Origin of the sequence: Hymenobacter psoromatis (assembly GCF_020012125.1) — a bacterium.
GTDB lineage: Bacteria > Bacteroidota > Bacteroidia > Cytophagales > Hymenobacteraceae > Hymenobacter > Hymenobacter psoromatis.
In genome coordinates, this window is sequence record NZ_JAIFAG010000001.1 from 1,636,950 (window position 1) to 1,650,857 (window position 13,908).

The window sequence follows — 13,908 nt, forward strand, 5'->3', positions numbered from 1 at the left end:
GTTAAATGAAAAATAACCGTTTACTCTATATTCTGCTGGCTGTGGTGGTGGTGCTTATCGGCGGCTACGCGATTGCTAAAAAACAAGGCTGGGTGGGCAAGTCTACCGGCATTGAGATAACCGCGGCCACGGCGGGCCCGGCCACCATTCTGGAGAAAGTGAGTGCCTCGGGCAAGGTGCAGCCCGTGACGGAAGTGAAAATTTCGCCCGACGTATCGGGCGAAATCACCGAGCTGTACGTGCAGGAGGGCGACTCCGTGAAGAAGGGCCAACTGCTGCTGCGCATCCGGCCCGACAATTACTTGGCGGTGGTCAGCCAGCAGAGCGCCGCCGTAGGTACTCAGCGCGCCAACGTGAGCCAAGCCCAGGCCCAGCTGGAGCAGCAGGCCGCCAACTCCCACCAAACCGAGCTGACCTACCGCCGGCAGGCATCGCTGTACAAGCAAAAGGTTATTTCCCAGTCTGATTACGAGGCCGCGCAGGCCGCCTACAACGCCTCGCAGGAGCAGCTGAAGGCCATCCGGGCGCAGATTACGGCCGCTCAGAGCAGCGTGCGCAGCGCCCAGGCCGGCCTGACCGAAGCCCAGAAAAACCTCAACAAAACTACTATTTATGCCCCGGTGAGCGGCACCGTGAGCAAGCTCAACGTGAAGCGCGGCGAGCGCGTGGTGGGCACTACCCAGATGGCGGGCACCGAAATCATGCGCATCGCCAACCTCAATAACATGGAGGTGCGGGTGAGCGTGAACGAAAACGACATCATCCGGGTGCAGCTCGGCGACTCGGCCGACGTAGAGGTGGACTCGTACACGACGCAGAATGAGAAGTTTAAGGGTATCGTGACGGCCATTGCCAACACGGCCAAGGACGCCCTCACGGCCGAGGCCGTGACCGAGTTTGAGGTCCGCGTGCTGCTGCTGCCCGAGAGCTACAATCACCTGGTTAAAACTGGCCCCGGCGGCCGCAGCACCGTGCCATTCCGGCCGGGCATGACGGCCTCGGTGGACATTATCGCCGAGCGCAAGGCGGGTGTGCTAAGCGTGCCGCTGGCCGCCGTCACCACCCGCTCCGACTCGGCTGCCGTGCGCAAAAACGAGCAGAAGGTGGAGGGGGCTGATGCCCGCGCGCAGGTAGTAGACCAAACCGCTACCGCGCCCAAGGCTAAGATTGAGGAAGTGGTGTTCGTGCTAAAAGATGGCAAAGCGGTGCTTACGCACGTGAAAACCGGCATTAGCGACTTCCAGAACATTGAAATACTAAGTGGCATTTCGGCGGGCACGCAGGTGGCGAGCGGCCCCTTCCGCGCCGTGTCGAAGACCCTGAAAGACGGGGCCCTGGTGACCGTGAAGAGTGCCGATAGCCTCAGCAAAGAGGCCCTGGCCGACAACAACAGCAAGTAGGGGTAGGGCGCGGCCCGGCGAGTAAGCGAAGCAGGACGCTCTTGTTAAAAACGCAATCTCTTTCAGTGTTCAAAGCTTCTGCCCTAAAAAGCTTCGTGCTGGCCTTCAGCCTGCTAGCACATGTGGCCCAGGCACAGGTGCTACCCCCCGCCCCGCCCGCCGACTCGACGCTGCACAAGTACCAGACGCCGCCCGGCGCGGTGCCCTGGCCCTGGTACCGCGGCAAGCTGGTGCGGGCCAGCGTGGTGCCGGCCGTGCTCATCGGCTACGGCATCAGCGTGGTCGATGGCCACGGGTTTTACTCATCGTATGATGCGCGGCGCGACATTCAGCGCCATTTTCCGGGGTTTAGTAACCACCTCGACGACTACTTGCAGTGGTCGCCCTACCTGGAGCTGGGCGCGGTGCTGGCCTTCGGAGTCGAAGGCCGCAACGACCGCGCCAATCTGGCCCTTATCCTGGCTAAGTCCGAGGCGCTGATGCTAGGCTCGGTTTACATCATGAAGGTCAGTACCAATCATTTGCGGCCCGATGGGTCGGACTATCGCTCGTTTCCGTCGGGGCACACGGCGCAGGCGTTTCTGGCGGCCAGCATTGTGCACACCGAGCTACGCGACAAAAGCCAGTGGTACGGGGTAGGAGCCTACGCGCTGGCCTCCACCGTGGGCGCGTTTCGAATGCTCAACAACAAGCACTGGGAAGCCGATGTGTTTGCCGGCGCGGGCGTAGGCATTCTGTCGGCGCACCTGGCTTACCTGTCGCACCGCTACCGCTGGGGCCGCCGCCCGGCCGCCCGGCCGGGGGTAGGCGCGTCCCTACCCCCCCGGCCCACCTGGCAGTGGTTCCCGGCCCTGCTGCCCGGCGGGGGGGTAGGGCTCACCGTTCGCTGGCTCAACCACTAGCCGGCCCGCATCGCTTCGTCCAGGGCCCGCTGAATAACTTGGGCGCAGCCTTGGGCGTGAGGCAGGTCAAAAAGGGAATAGTGCGTGCCGGGAATGTCGTGCACCGTCACGTCGGCCGCGAAGGCGCGCCAGCCCAGAAACTTCTCATCCTCCATGTGATAGGTCTGCTCCAGGTTACGAAACAGGTGCACGTGCAGGGGCAGCGGCACGAGGCGATACGCCTCCTGGGCCGCGCCGTGAAAGCGGGCCAGCAGCCCGCTCAGCAAATTGGGGCTGTAGTAGCGTAGCACCAGCCGCGGGAGGCGTAGCAGCAGCCAACTCCGGTAAGTCAGGTTTTTAGCCCGAAAAAACAGCCACCGCCAGCCGTGGGCCAGCGGCGAATGCTGGTGGGCATACGTATCCAGCATCCCCAGAAAGGCTACCTGGCGGCCGGCGGCGAGCAGCTGCCGGGCCATCTCGAAGGCAATAATGCCGCCGTAGGAGTAGCCTGCCAGCGCGTAGGGGCCGGTGGGGTCGTGAGCCAGCACGTCGGCCACGTAGTGCGCCGCCATTTCCTCGGTGGTGGCCAGGGGGGCTTCTACCCCATCAATTCCCTTCGCCTGCAAGCCGTACACGGGCTGGTCGTGGGCCAGGTATTTCGCTAATTTATTGAATTGAAAGACGTGGAGCCCGGCCCCATGCACGATGTAGAGTGGCGGCCGCGAGCCGCTGGGCTTGAGGGGCACCAGCGACCGCCAGGTGGGGAGTTGTGCCCCCGGCTCCAGCCGCACGGCCAGCCGGGCGATGGTGGGGTGCTCCAGGAGGGCGGCCAGGGGTAGGCGCTGGCCGGTGGCTTTTTCCAGGCGCACCATCACCTGCACGGCAGCCAGCGAATGCCCACCCACGGCAAAAAAATCATCGTGAACCCCCACGGGGCCGCTGCCGGGCAGGCAGTCCTGCCAGATGGTAGCCACCAGCTGCTCGATGGCCGTGCGCGGGCCAACGTAGTCGCCGGCCGCCGGGGCCGGGCCGGGGAGCGGGGGTAGGGCGGCGCTGGCGGCGGCCGGACTGCCCGCCGCCAGCGCCGCGCGGTCGGTTTTGCCATTGAGGGTACGAGGTAGTTCGGGTAGGCACCAGAACTCGCTGGGTACCAGAGCGGCGGGCAGCTGGCGGGCCAGCGCGGCCTGCCAGCGGGCGGCGCGGGCGGCCGCTGGCTCGGCCGGGGCATCGGGGGCCAGCACCAGGTGGGCGACCAGGCGCTCGTCGCCGGCTTCAACTCCGGCCAGGGCCGTTACCACGGCCTCGCGCACGTGGGGCAGGCTCAGCAAAGCGTGTTCTATCTCCCCCAGCTCAATGCGGTGGCCCCGCACTTTCACCTGCTGGTCGAGGCGGCCCAGGCACTGCACTTCGCCCGAGGGCAGCAACTGGCCGAGGTCGCCGGTGCGGTAGAGCCGCCCGCCGGGCGCAGCTGCGAACGGGTCGGGGCCGAAGCGCTCAGCCGTAAGGGCCGGGCGGCGCAGGTAGCCCAGCGCCACGCCCTCGCCCGCAATGCACAGCTCGCCCACCTCGCCGGGGGCCACCAGGCGCCGCTGGGCATCGAGTAGATAAATTTGCGTATTAGCAATGGGCTGGCCAATGGTGATGGCCGCGCCCGGCCGCACACGCTGCACCGCCGACCAGATGGTGGTTTCGGTGGGGCCGTAGAGGTTCCAGAGCGCCCCGCAGCGGGCCAGCAGGCGCTCGGCCAGCGCGGGCGGCAGCGCCTCGCCCCCGCTGAGGGCCGTGAGCTGGGGTAGGGGCTCCTCCCAGCCCGCGTTGAGCAGCATCTGCCAGCACGAGGGCGTGGTTTGCAGGGTCGTGATGCGCCCCTGGCGCAGCAAGTCCAGCAATAGACGACCGTCGCGCACAACTTCGGTCGGAGCCAGCACTACGGTAGCCCCGCACAGCAGTGGCAGCAGTAGCTCCAGCCCCGCGATGTCGAACGAGATGGTGGTCACAGCCAGCAGCCGGTCGGCGCTCGTCAGGCCGGGGGCCAGCTGCATGGCGCACAGGAAGTTCACCACGTTGCGGTGGCTCACTTCCACGCCCTTGGGCTGGCCCGTCGAGCCCGACGTGTAGAGCACGTAGAGTGGCGCGCTGCTGGGCAGGTCCAGCGCCGGCGCTTCGGCCGGCAGGGCTTCGGCAACTAGCTGAGCCTCGGCCAGCAGCCGCACCGGAGCAGCGCTGGCGCAGGGCAGCGCGGCGCTGGCCAGTACCAGCCGGGCCTGCGAGTCATCCAGCAGGTAGGCCAGGCGCTCGGCAGGGTAGGCGGGGTCAAGGGGGAGGTAGGGCGCGCCGCAGTGCACGCAGGCCAGCAAGGCTATCAGCAATGCAGGCGAGCGGTTGAGGGCCAGCGCCACCACATCGCCGGGCTGCACGCCCTGCTGCCGTAGGTAGCCGGCCAAGCGCAGCGCCTGGTGGTGCAGCTCCTCAAAAGTCAGCACCTGCCCCTCAAACTCCAGCGCCGGGGCGGTGGGAGTGCGGGCGGCCTGCTCGGCCAGCAGCTCGCCCAGCAGCCGGGTGCTGGGGTAGGGCTGGTCAGTAGCGTTGAGGGCCTGGTAAGCCGGGTCTAGCTCGCCGGGGGTGGTAGCCAGCTCGCCCAGGCTGGTATCGGGCCGCGCCACGATGCGCACCAGCAAAGCCGTGAAAGTGGCCATGAAGCGCGCGATGGTAGCGGGGCTGAACAGGGCCGTGTTATACGACCACTCCAAGGTCAAATCTTGCTCCGTGCCGCTGGCGTTCACGAACAGCTCAAACGCCTCGTAGGCCCGCGGGTTGGTGCGCAGCGAGCACGCCAGACCGGCAAAGGCCACGTCATTCAGCAAGCCCAGGTCGAGGTTGAAGACGACGGGTACCAGTGGTACCCGACTCGGGTCGCGGGGTAGGCGCAGCTGCCTGAGCAGACTGCCGAAGGTCAGCTGCTGGTGCTCATACGCATCCAGAATGGCCGACTTGCGCTGGCGCAGATACTCCGTAAAGGGTAGCTCGGGTCGGGGCTGGCTGCGCAGCGGTAGCAGATTCACGCAGTGCCCCACCAACTGCGGCCGGCCCGCCGCCGGCTGCCCGGCCGTGGGCAGGCCCACCACAATATCCGACTGGCCGCTCAGCTGATACAGCAGCGCCTCAAACGCCACGAGCAGCGTCGTGACGAAGGTGCAGCCCGCCCGCTGGCCCAGCTGCTTGAGGTCGGCCACCAGGGCGGGCTCCAGGCCGAAGTCGGCGCGGGCGGCGCGGTACGTGCGTTGCGCAGGCCGGGCTTGGTCGGTGGGTAGCGTCAGGGCCGGTACCGAGTCCGCGAATTGCGCCCCCCAGTACTGCTCGGCGCGCTGGTAGTCGGGCTGCTGGCTGGCCTGCTGAAGCTGGTTAGCATAGTCGGCGTAAGTTTCGGCGGGGGGTAGGAGCGGGACGCGGCCTTGGCTAAAAGCAGAATACAAGGTCCCCAACTCTTGCAGTACGATGCCGGTAGACCAGCCATCACAAACCAGGTGATGGGCGGTAAGCACGAAGTGGTGCTCGGCGGGGCCCACGCGCAGCAGGGCGGCCTTCACCAGCGGCCCCTGCCCCAGGTCGAACACGTGCTGGGCTTCCTGCGCCCCGTAGGCTGCTACCCGCCCGGTCGGGTCGGGGTCGGCAGTAAAATCTTGGTAATCAATTTCCAGAATCAGTTCCTCCACTACGTAGCCGTATGCGCCTTCGGTGCTGAAAGCCAGGCGCAGGGCCTCGTGCCGGGCCACTACCGCCTGCACCGCCTGCGTCAGGGCGGGTCGGTCGAGGTCGCCAGTCAGGCGTAGCGTCACCGACTCGTTGTAGGCCCGGCTGGCGTCGTCGCCGGCCAGCTGGCAGGCGGTCCAGATTTCGACTTGCGGCTCGGTCAGCGGAATTAAATGCGAGATAGCCGGCCCCGCAAAGGGGTCAAAATCATCCGCTACGGGCGTGGCGTCCACTGCGAGCGGTGGCGGGGCAACTTCCCAAGTTGCCTGCGCTAGGGTTGCGAGCTCTCCCATAACCTTCAATTGGCTACTGCTGGCAGGTAGAGGCTGAGCCGCCGAGCCGCTTGGCTGCGCCAATACCTGGCTGCCGCACCAAAGCCCGAAAAACCAGCCGCGCGTCGCCCGCCCGCCAGAATAAGCCGGGGTTTAGCGGGCTGAATTCCCGGCGTACTGCCCGGCTGCCAGCGCGGGTCCGTACCGGGTAGTTTTAAACCTGCGGTACGCTCACACATCTTTTCTGCGTTAGCAAGTGAATAAGCTACTTTCATAGTGAGTTGAGAGAGTGAGTGGGCGTTGTGAATATAAAGGACAAAATTCTAGGCTCCAAAAGCAGAGTTGTTAGCCGGTTTTTCTCATAATAATTTCGCACTGCTACCCCGGAAAATAACTTTATGCAGCCGCACGCAGCCAAGCCTACCGCCTGGGTAGACAACGGCTTGGTGGTAGCACGAAGTCCGGCGCGGCCTGCTTCACCAGCTGATACAACGGTGAATTAGTCACGGGTACCGGCAAGCTCATGGCAGTGTAGTTAATTAAGCCAATAGAAGAGAGTAAGAAATGGCCGGCCAACCACGCAGTGGCCCGCGAAAAGGATGCCACAAAGTAAATAGAAAAAGCCTAAACTATGCATGCTACCTAAACCTCATCTGTAAGATGTTCAGGGGCTTAGTAATTAGGGAGCTTCTCTCGCGGCTACTAACTACCCTGCTGAATTCAGGACCTACTACATAACCAGGTTCGCAGAAAGCGCTGAACCAGATTGCGTGGTGGTTTTTGCGTAGTAATTGAGGGTGGGGTTGCCGCGATTGAGCCGGCTGTGGCCACTACCCAAACACCTTCACCTGCTCGCCCTTGTGCTTTTTGCGCAGGTGCAGACGAATAATCTGCTGCACGTCCTTGTTATCGGCGTAGGGCCGCACGGCCTCGCGGAAGTCGTGCAGCTTACGGGCCGTAAAGGTCTCGTCCACGTAGCCGAAGCCTACGTAACGGCCATTCTCGACCACTACCAGCGAGCGCTCGCCGGCCCGCCGGCCCGCCCCAATGACTACAAACGACTCGTGCTCATAGGTGATACTGTCTATGGCATCGTCTACGCGCTGGTTGTAGCTCGCGGGCGGCTCCAGGCCCAGGCAGGCACCCTGGCAGCGATGCACCTGGTAGTCGAAGCACGCGCCCTGTGTCTTATATAGGCCACATAGCTTCTGGCACAGGTTATACTTCGCAACCTTATGATACAGAAAGCCCTGCGCCTTGTACTGGTTGCCGAGCGCGATAATGGGAATCTCGGAATTGCGCGCATCGGCGCGGCCGTAGTACAGACATTTATAGCCGTCCTCGTTGGTTTTGAGGTAGATGCCGGCCGGAAACACGCTTCGCCGCTGCGCCCGGTTATAGGCTGGCTTCAACTGCTTGATGAGGTGCGACTCGTAGAGCAGCGCCACCAGCTCGGAGCCCGTCAGCTCCCAGGTAATATCGGCAATGGAGTTCTTGAAATCCAGGCTCTTGCGCGACTTCACATCCACCGCAAAGTGCTGCTGAATGCGCTTGTAGATGTTGATGCTCTTGCCCACGTAAATCACCTCGCCGGCCTCGTTGTGGAAGTAGTACACGCCCGTTTCCTGGGGTAGGGCAGCCACCTGCTCGGGCGTGATGAGGGGGGGTAGGAGGGCCGTTTTGATGGCCTGCGCCATCGCCGCCACCCGGCGCGGACTGGGTTTTTTCTCGGCGCTGGCGCTGCGGCCAGCGGGGGCCAGGGCATCCACGCGGGCCAGGGCGTCGGCGGCGCTGGCTTCGGCGGCATCGCTGGCCTGGGTGATTTTCAGCAGGCGGTCGAAGAGCACGGCCGTGGCCTCGGCGTCGCCGGCAGCGCGGTGCCTACCCTCCAGCGGAATGCCGATGCTCTGGCACAATTTGCCCAGGCTGTAGCTCGGCTGGCCCGGAATGAGCGAGCGCGAGAGCCGCACGGTACACAGCGTTTTGCGCGAATAATTATAGCCCAGGTCAGCAAACTCTTTTTTTAAAAAAGAATAGTCAAACCGCACGTTATGAGCCACAAATACGCAGCCCTCCGTCAGTTCCACCACCTTGCGCGCCACCTCGTGGAAGCGCGGCGCATCGGCCACCATGTCGTTGGTGATGCCCGTGAGCTGGGTAATGAAGGGCGGAATGGCGCGGCCCGGATTCACGAGCGTGGTGTAGGAATCAACCACCCGCTGGCCATCATGCACAAAAATGGCCAGCTCCGTGATGCGGTCGTTGGCGGGCTGGCCGCCAGTAGTCTCAAGGTCAATAATGGCGTACAAGGCGGGGTAGGAGCGAGGCTAATGGCGGGCTAACAAAGTTAGTCTGCCGAAAGGTTGCGCCCCGCCCCGGTGGCCCTGCTTGCGGCTCGGCTCGTCGCTCCTCAGCAGGCGGGCCATATTCTACTACTTCGACCTGCCTCGACTAGGGCCGTTTCCCTCGTCGGCCGCCAGAGTGAAACGGCCAGGGTGGGGACAACCAAGTCGTGATAGTATCTTTAGGAAATGATTTTCAGGGGAGAAAGAAAACCGGTGAGTTGCACCGCTAATTTCGCTCGCTCCAGGGAAGTCATTCGGATTTCAGCCCAACTCAGCCCCTTCCTAAATCGCATTATGGCCACGTTTCTCTACAGCCAACTCCGAATAGATACGCCTTTTCAGGAGGTAGATTTTCACTCGTATTCGTTGCAGCAGCCGGGGGAAGACAATTTTTACCGCCTGACTTGCCGGCTGTATCATAAGCGTGAACTGGGATTTTCCATTCTGGACGCCAGCGGAACGCGCCAGTATATTTTTACGCGGAACTGGCAAATGGACGTGATTATACGCCCCCGGCACCTGCTAGAATTTCGGCTCACGCCGGATGCCTGCACTGGTATTTCGGAATTTTGTTTCGACGTGGACGCCGACGACAGCCGTCAGTGGGCATATGAGCAGGACGGGCAAATCGCGTTTCCGCAGGGCATCGAGGAGACGGCATGGGCCGCGCTAAATACCCGAATGCGAGCGGACTTGGGCAACACTTTTTCGCCTCTTGAAGCGTACCGTTATATCCCTAATCAAACGGCGCTCCAGCGTAATCCTACCTACGCCTTACGCCTGCCCTATACGCCGTTTCACCTATTGCGGACGATACTGGATGAGCAGCAGCTACCCTATGAGGTGCGCCGGGAGCCGCAGGAGCAGCCCCGTCCCGTGATATTGTTTATTAACGGTGAGAGCTACCTCCTGGCGCGCGACTTCGAGGTGGATATTCCTGATGCTCTCTACACGCCGACCCCTTACCCGGAGGCAAGCGATACCATTTGATAAGTCCCGCTCCCCTTCGCTGCGAAAAGCCTCAGAGGAAGAAAAAAGGTAGGCAGAAAACAGCGCGCGATTATTCATCGTCACTTCGCTGCCTGTTGAAACACACAAAGAGAATTTAGTGCAGAGTTCGCAGAGAAAAACGCGGAGCTTTGCCGGCCATGCGGCTGCCCAGGTTGGCAGCTTCTAGCGTCCAAGCCGCGTCTGAGTACCCGGTAAAACGCAAAAACGCCTGCCGTGGGGGCAGGCGTTTTGGAAGCTGCCTTGCAGGCAAAGCCGTTGACTTACTTATTCTTATTCATTGCCAGCCAGTTTTTGGCTTGCAGGATGGCATCGTGTTGCTGCTGGAACACCGACTTAGCGCCAGCCGGAATATCCTGAGCCGAAAGGGCAGTTTCGTAGGCTTTTAGGGCCGTGGCTTCGCCGGTTTCAGCGGCGTCGAGCACCGCCGAGTCATCCTGGCCCGTAATGGCGGCCTTGATGTTAATCCAGCCGCGGTGCACGGCGGCGGCAGCATCGGTGGCTACGCTCTCCACGGTGTTCGTGTCGTGAGCATCAATGTTGTACTGCTTAGCAAAGCCCTCGAGGTCCGATACAAAGCCGGCGCGCTGCTGCGAAAACTGGCTCAGCTTGGATTTCAATTCGGGGTTTTTCACCTCTTCGGCGGCCTCCTGGTAGCCTTTCACCGAGGTGCGGTTCAGGTTCAGAATGTCGGTGAGGGCGCGGGAAATTGTTTCGTTAGCCATGATGGGTAAAAAAGGTATTGTGGAAAAGGAAGGGAGTACGGCCAGGGTAGCTTTGCTTCCCCGGCTGTGCTCCCTTGTACGGATAAGCGGGGGGTAGGGGTTACGGCCCGCGCTAGGCTTCATCATACACGCGCCGCGCCTTTGTGGCGGGCGGCAGCAGCGGCTCGGGTGGCGCGGGCGGGCGCTTGCCGCGCAGCCGGTCCCAGAGTTTGGCCACGAAGCCGCGGCCGTCGGCGGGGTCTTTGTTCGTAGCCTCGCCGTCGCCCACGTCGCCGAGTAGAAAGCCCCAGGGCTCAGTTGACTTGTTAGCATCGAGCATTACCTTGATAACGGCCGAAATGGGCACGCTCAGAATCATGCCCGGCGTGCCCCAGAGTTGCGCCCCCAGAATAAGGGCGATGATGGCTGTGAGGGGGTTCAGACTGACTTTGGAGGCCGTGATGAGCGGCGACAGGATGTTATCGGAGATGACCTGCACGAACATGAACACGCCCACTACGGCCAGCCCATGCACCAGCGAGCCGGTTTCGACATAGGTGATGAGGGCCGGGATGATAGAGCCGACCGTGATGCCGATGTAGGGAATAACGGCCAGCACCGAGGCAAACACGGCGAAAAACAGCGCGTACTTCACCCCCAGCGCCAGCAAGCCGATGGCGTTCATCACCGACACCACCGCGATGACCGTGGCCAGGCCCACCATGTAGCCCTGCACCACGTTCTGAATATTATCCACGGTGTGCAATACGGTGGTGCGCTTGTCGGGCTCCACAAAGCGGAACATGAATTGCCGCAGGTGGTCGCGGTAATAGAGAAAGCAAAACATGTAAATGGGCACCAGTACCACCGTGCTGAGCACGCCCAGCGTGGTATCGAGCGTGGAGCCGAGGTAGCTGCCGCCCTCATTGCGAATGGCGAGCAGGGTTTTGTCAATCACCTGCTCGCGGCTCACGGGCTGGAAGTGGAAGCGTTGCGCCAGCTGCTGCTGCGTCTGGTTGAAGAGCACCCCGAGCTTAGTCTGGATGAGCGGCAGCTCGGAGCGCAGCCCGATTATTTGGCTGCCAAAAAATGTGAACAGCAGCCCCACGCTCAGCGCCACTAGTAGAATGGCTACCGCGATGGCCAGCATCCGGGGCCAGTGCCAGCGCTCTAGCCGCGTGACGATGGGCATAAGCAGCAGCGAGAACAGAATGGCGTACACCAGGGGCAGAAACAAATCGGCCAGGGTGTGCAGCACAAATACCGTTAGCGAAAGACCAACCAGGAAAAACGTGAAGTAAATAACCGCCGGCTGCTTTACCTGCGTGGGCACGTGCATGTTGGCCGCCGAGGGCACGTTGCGCGGGGCATTAAACTGGTTGGGAGGGGGTAGCATTCTTTGGTAATTTATGAATGATGAAGGTGGAATTTTGAATTGGGGGGAGGTCGCTTTGAGGCTGGGTGAACCGGGGGGGTAGGCGGGCTGTTGGCTAAGTAGCTTGGCTGAAAAAGCTAACCTGACTGGCCGGCCGGTGGTGGGCCGCCGCTATTTCTGCCGTTATTTTACCCGCTTATCCGCGCCTTCTACGGAAATTTACTTCATGAGTACTACCCTACCCGCCCCGCCCGCCCACAATTATACCGAAGACAGCATCCGCTCGCTCGATTGGCGCGAGCACATCCGCCTGCGGCCGGGCATGTACATTGGCAAGCTCGGCGACGGCAGCAGCTACGACGATGGTATCTACGTGCTGGTGAAGGAGGTAGTGGACAACTGCATCGACGAGTACGTGATGGGCTACGGCCGCACCATCGAGATTAAAATCTCGGACAGCAAGGTGCAGGTGCGCGACTACGGCCGCGGTATCCCGCTGGGCAAGGTGGTGGACGTGGTGAGCAAAATTAACACCGGCGGCAAGTACGATAGCAAGGTTTTTCAGAAGTCGGTGGGCCTCAACGGGGTAGGTACCAAGGCCGTGAACGCGCTCAGCAGCCACTTCTTGGTGCAAAGCGTGCGTGACGGCCAGCTCAAGGCGGCCGAGTTTTCGCAGGGCCAACTTATGCAGGACCCTACCCCCCAGAAAACCAGCCAGCGCAACGGCACGCTCGTCACCTTTCAGCCCGACGAGACGATTTTCAAGAACTACCGCTTCATCCCGGAGTATCTGGAAAATCAGATTCGCTACTACTGCTACCTCAATGCCGGCCTGAGTATCTATTTCAATGGCCAGAAGTTCTTTTCCGAGCACGGCCTGCACGATTTGCTGGCCGACAAAACCGACCCGGCCAGCCGGCGCTACCCCCTCATTCACCTCCAGGGCGAAGATATTGAGCTGGCCCTGACCCACGGCAACGACTACGGCGAGGAGTATTATTCCTTCGTGAACGGCCAGTATACTACGCAGGGTGGCACGCACTTAGCCGCGTTCCGCGAAGCGTTGGTGAAGACCGTGCGCGAGCATTATGGCAAAGAATACGACGCGGCCGACATTCGGGCCAGCGTGGTGGGAGCCATCTCCATACGGGTGCAGGAGCCCGTGTTTGAGAGCCAGACCAAAACCAAGCTCGGCAGCCTCAACATGGGGCCGGAAAGCCCCACGGTGCGCGGCTTCATCCTCGATTTTGTGAAGGAGCATCTGGACAATTTCCTGCACAAAAACCCCGAAACCAAGGAATTGCTCAAGAAGCGCATCGAGCAGAGCGAGCGCGAGCGCAAAGACATGGCCGGCGTAAAAAAGCTGGCCAACCTGCGCGCCAAAAAAGCCAACCTGCACAACCGCAAGCTGCGCGACTGCCGCTTTCACCTGGGTGAAAACGCCAAGGACGGGGCCGAAAAGGAGCCGCTCACTACGCTATTCATCACGGAGGGCGACTCGGCCAGCGGTAGCATCACCAAGAGCCGCAACGTGGAGCTGGAAGCCGTGTTCAGCCTGCGCGGTAAACCGCTCAACTGCTTCGGGCTCAAGAAGAAAATCGTGTATGAGAATGAGGAGTTCAACCTTCTCCAACACGCCCTCAACATTGAGGAAGGGCTGGAAGGGCTGCGCTACAACCGGGTCGTTATCGCTACCGACGCCGACGTGGACGGCATGCACATCCGGCTGCTGTTGCTCACGTTTTTCCTCCAGTTCTTTCCCGACCTCGTGCGCAACGGCCACGTTTACATCCTGGAAACGCCACTTTTCCGGGTGCGTAATAAGAAGGAAACCATTTACTGCTATTCGGAAAGTGAGAAGCAGGCCGCTATGCACAAGCTGGGCCGCAATCCCGAGGTGACACGCTTCAAGGGTCTGGGCGAAATCTCACCCGACGAATTCGGTCGCTTTATTGGTGAAAACATTAAGCTGGAGCCTGTTATCCTGCAATCGGACCGCTCGGTGCAGCAGGTGCTGGCCTACTACATGGGTAAGAATACGCCCGCCCGTCAGGAGTTCATCATCGATAACCTGCGCCTGGAGAAAGACCTGGTTATCAGCGATATATTACCCGTGGCCGACATCGCGCTGGCCTGAGTAACCAAGCAGGGGTAGGGCTGTGTAGCGGCCCTA

At 61.7% G+C, this 13,908-nt stretch carries 8 protein-coding genes; 4 read left to right on the forward strand and 4 right to left on the reverse strand.

Translation table 11 applies throughout. The features are described 5' to 3' along the window. Positions 1–5: 5 nt before the first annotated feature. Positions 6–1,400 (forward strand): efflux RND transporter periplasmic adaptor subunit, encoded by a 1,395-nt coding sequence (locus LC531_RS07040; RefSeq protein ID WP_223649608.1) that lies wholly within the window; start codon positions 6–8, stop codon positions 1,398–1,400. A 65-nt stretch (positions 1,401–1,465) separates the two neighbouring features. Next, a complete protein-coding gene (locus LC531_RS22865) occupies positions 1,466–2,302 on the forward strand; it encodes a phosphatase PAP2 family protein (protein ID WP_223649609.1) in 837 nt (278 codons plus the stop codon). On the opposite strand, the gene LC531_RS07050 is transcribed toward LC531_RS22865, so the two are convergent. Both LC531_RS07050 and LC531_RS07055 read right to left on the reverse strand, forming a co-directional pair. Next, on the reverse strand, positions 2,299–6,264 hold the full coding sequence (locus LC531_RS07050) for a non-ribosomal peptide synthetase (protein WP_223649610.1): 3,966 nt from the start codon (positions 6,262–6,264) through the stop codon (positions 2,299–2,301). The two genes, LC531_RS22865 and LC531_RS07050, sit on opposite strands and share 4 nt — an antisense overlap. Positions 6,265–7,133: 869 nt before the next feature. Further along, positions 7,134–8,612 carry an exonuclease domain-containing protein gene (locus tag LC531_RS07055; RefSeq protein WP_223649611.1) on the reverse strand — a complete coding sequence of 493 codons (1,479 nt, stop codon included), beginning with the start codon at positions 8,610–8,612 and terminating at the stop codon, positions 7,134–7,136. A 330-nt stretch (positions 8,613–8,942) separates the two neighbouring features. On the opposite strand from LC531_RS07055, the gene LC531_RS07060 reads away from it, so the two are divergent. Further along, entirely contained in the window at positions 8,943–9,638 is a 696-nt protein-coding gene (locus LC531_RS07060; protein ID WP_223649612.1) for a hypothetical protein, read from the forward strand. 281 nt (positions 9,639–9,919) lie between these two features. Here LC531_RS07060 and LC531_RS07065 read toward each other — a convergent pair whose 3' ends face one another. Then, positions 9,920–10,381: a ferritin-like domain-containing protein gene (locus tag LC531_RS07065; protein ID WP_223649613.1), complete on the reverse strand. Its 462-nt coding sequence runs from the start codon at positions 10,379–10,381 to the stop codon at positions 9,920–9,922. A gap of 112 nt (positions 10,382–10,493) precedes the next feature. Beyond that, on the reverse strand, positions 10,494–11,756 hold the full coding sequence (locus LC531_RS07070) for an AI-2E family transporter (protein ID WP_223649614.1): 1,263 nt from the start codon (positions 11,754–11,756) through the stop codon (positions 10,494–10,496). A gap of 205 nt (positions 11,757–11,961) precedes the next feature. Here LC531_RS07070 and LC531_RS07075 point away from each other — a divergent pair, with 205 nt between their 5' ends. Further along, positions 11,962–13,872, forward strand: a complete 1,911-nt coding sequence (locus LC531_RS07075; RefSeq protein ID WP_223649615.1) for a DNA topoisomerase IV subunit B — start codon at positions 11,962–11,964, stop codon at positions 13,870–13,872. Positions 13,873–13,908 lie beyond the last annotated feature (36 nt).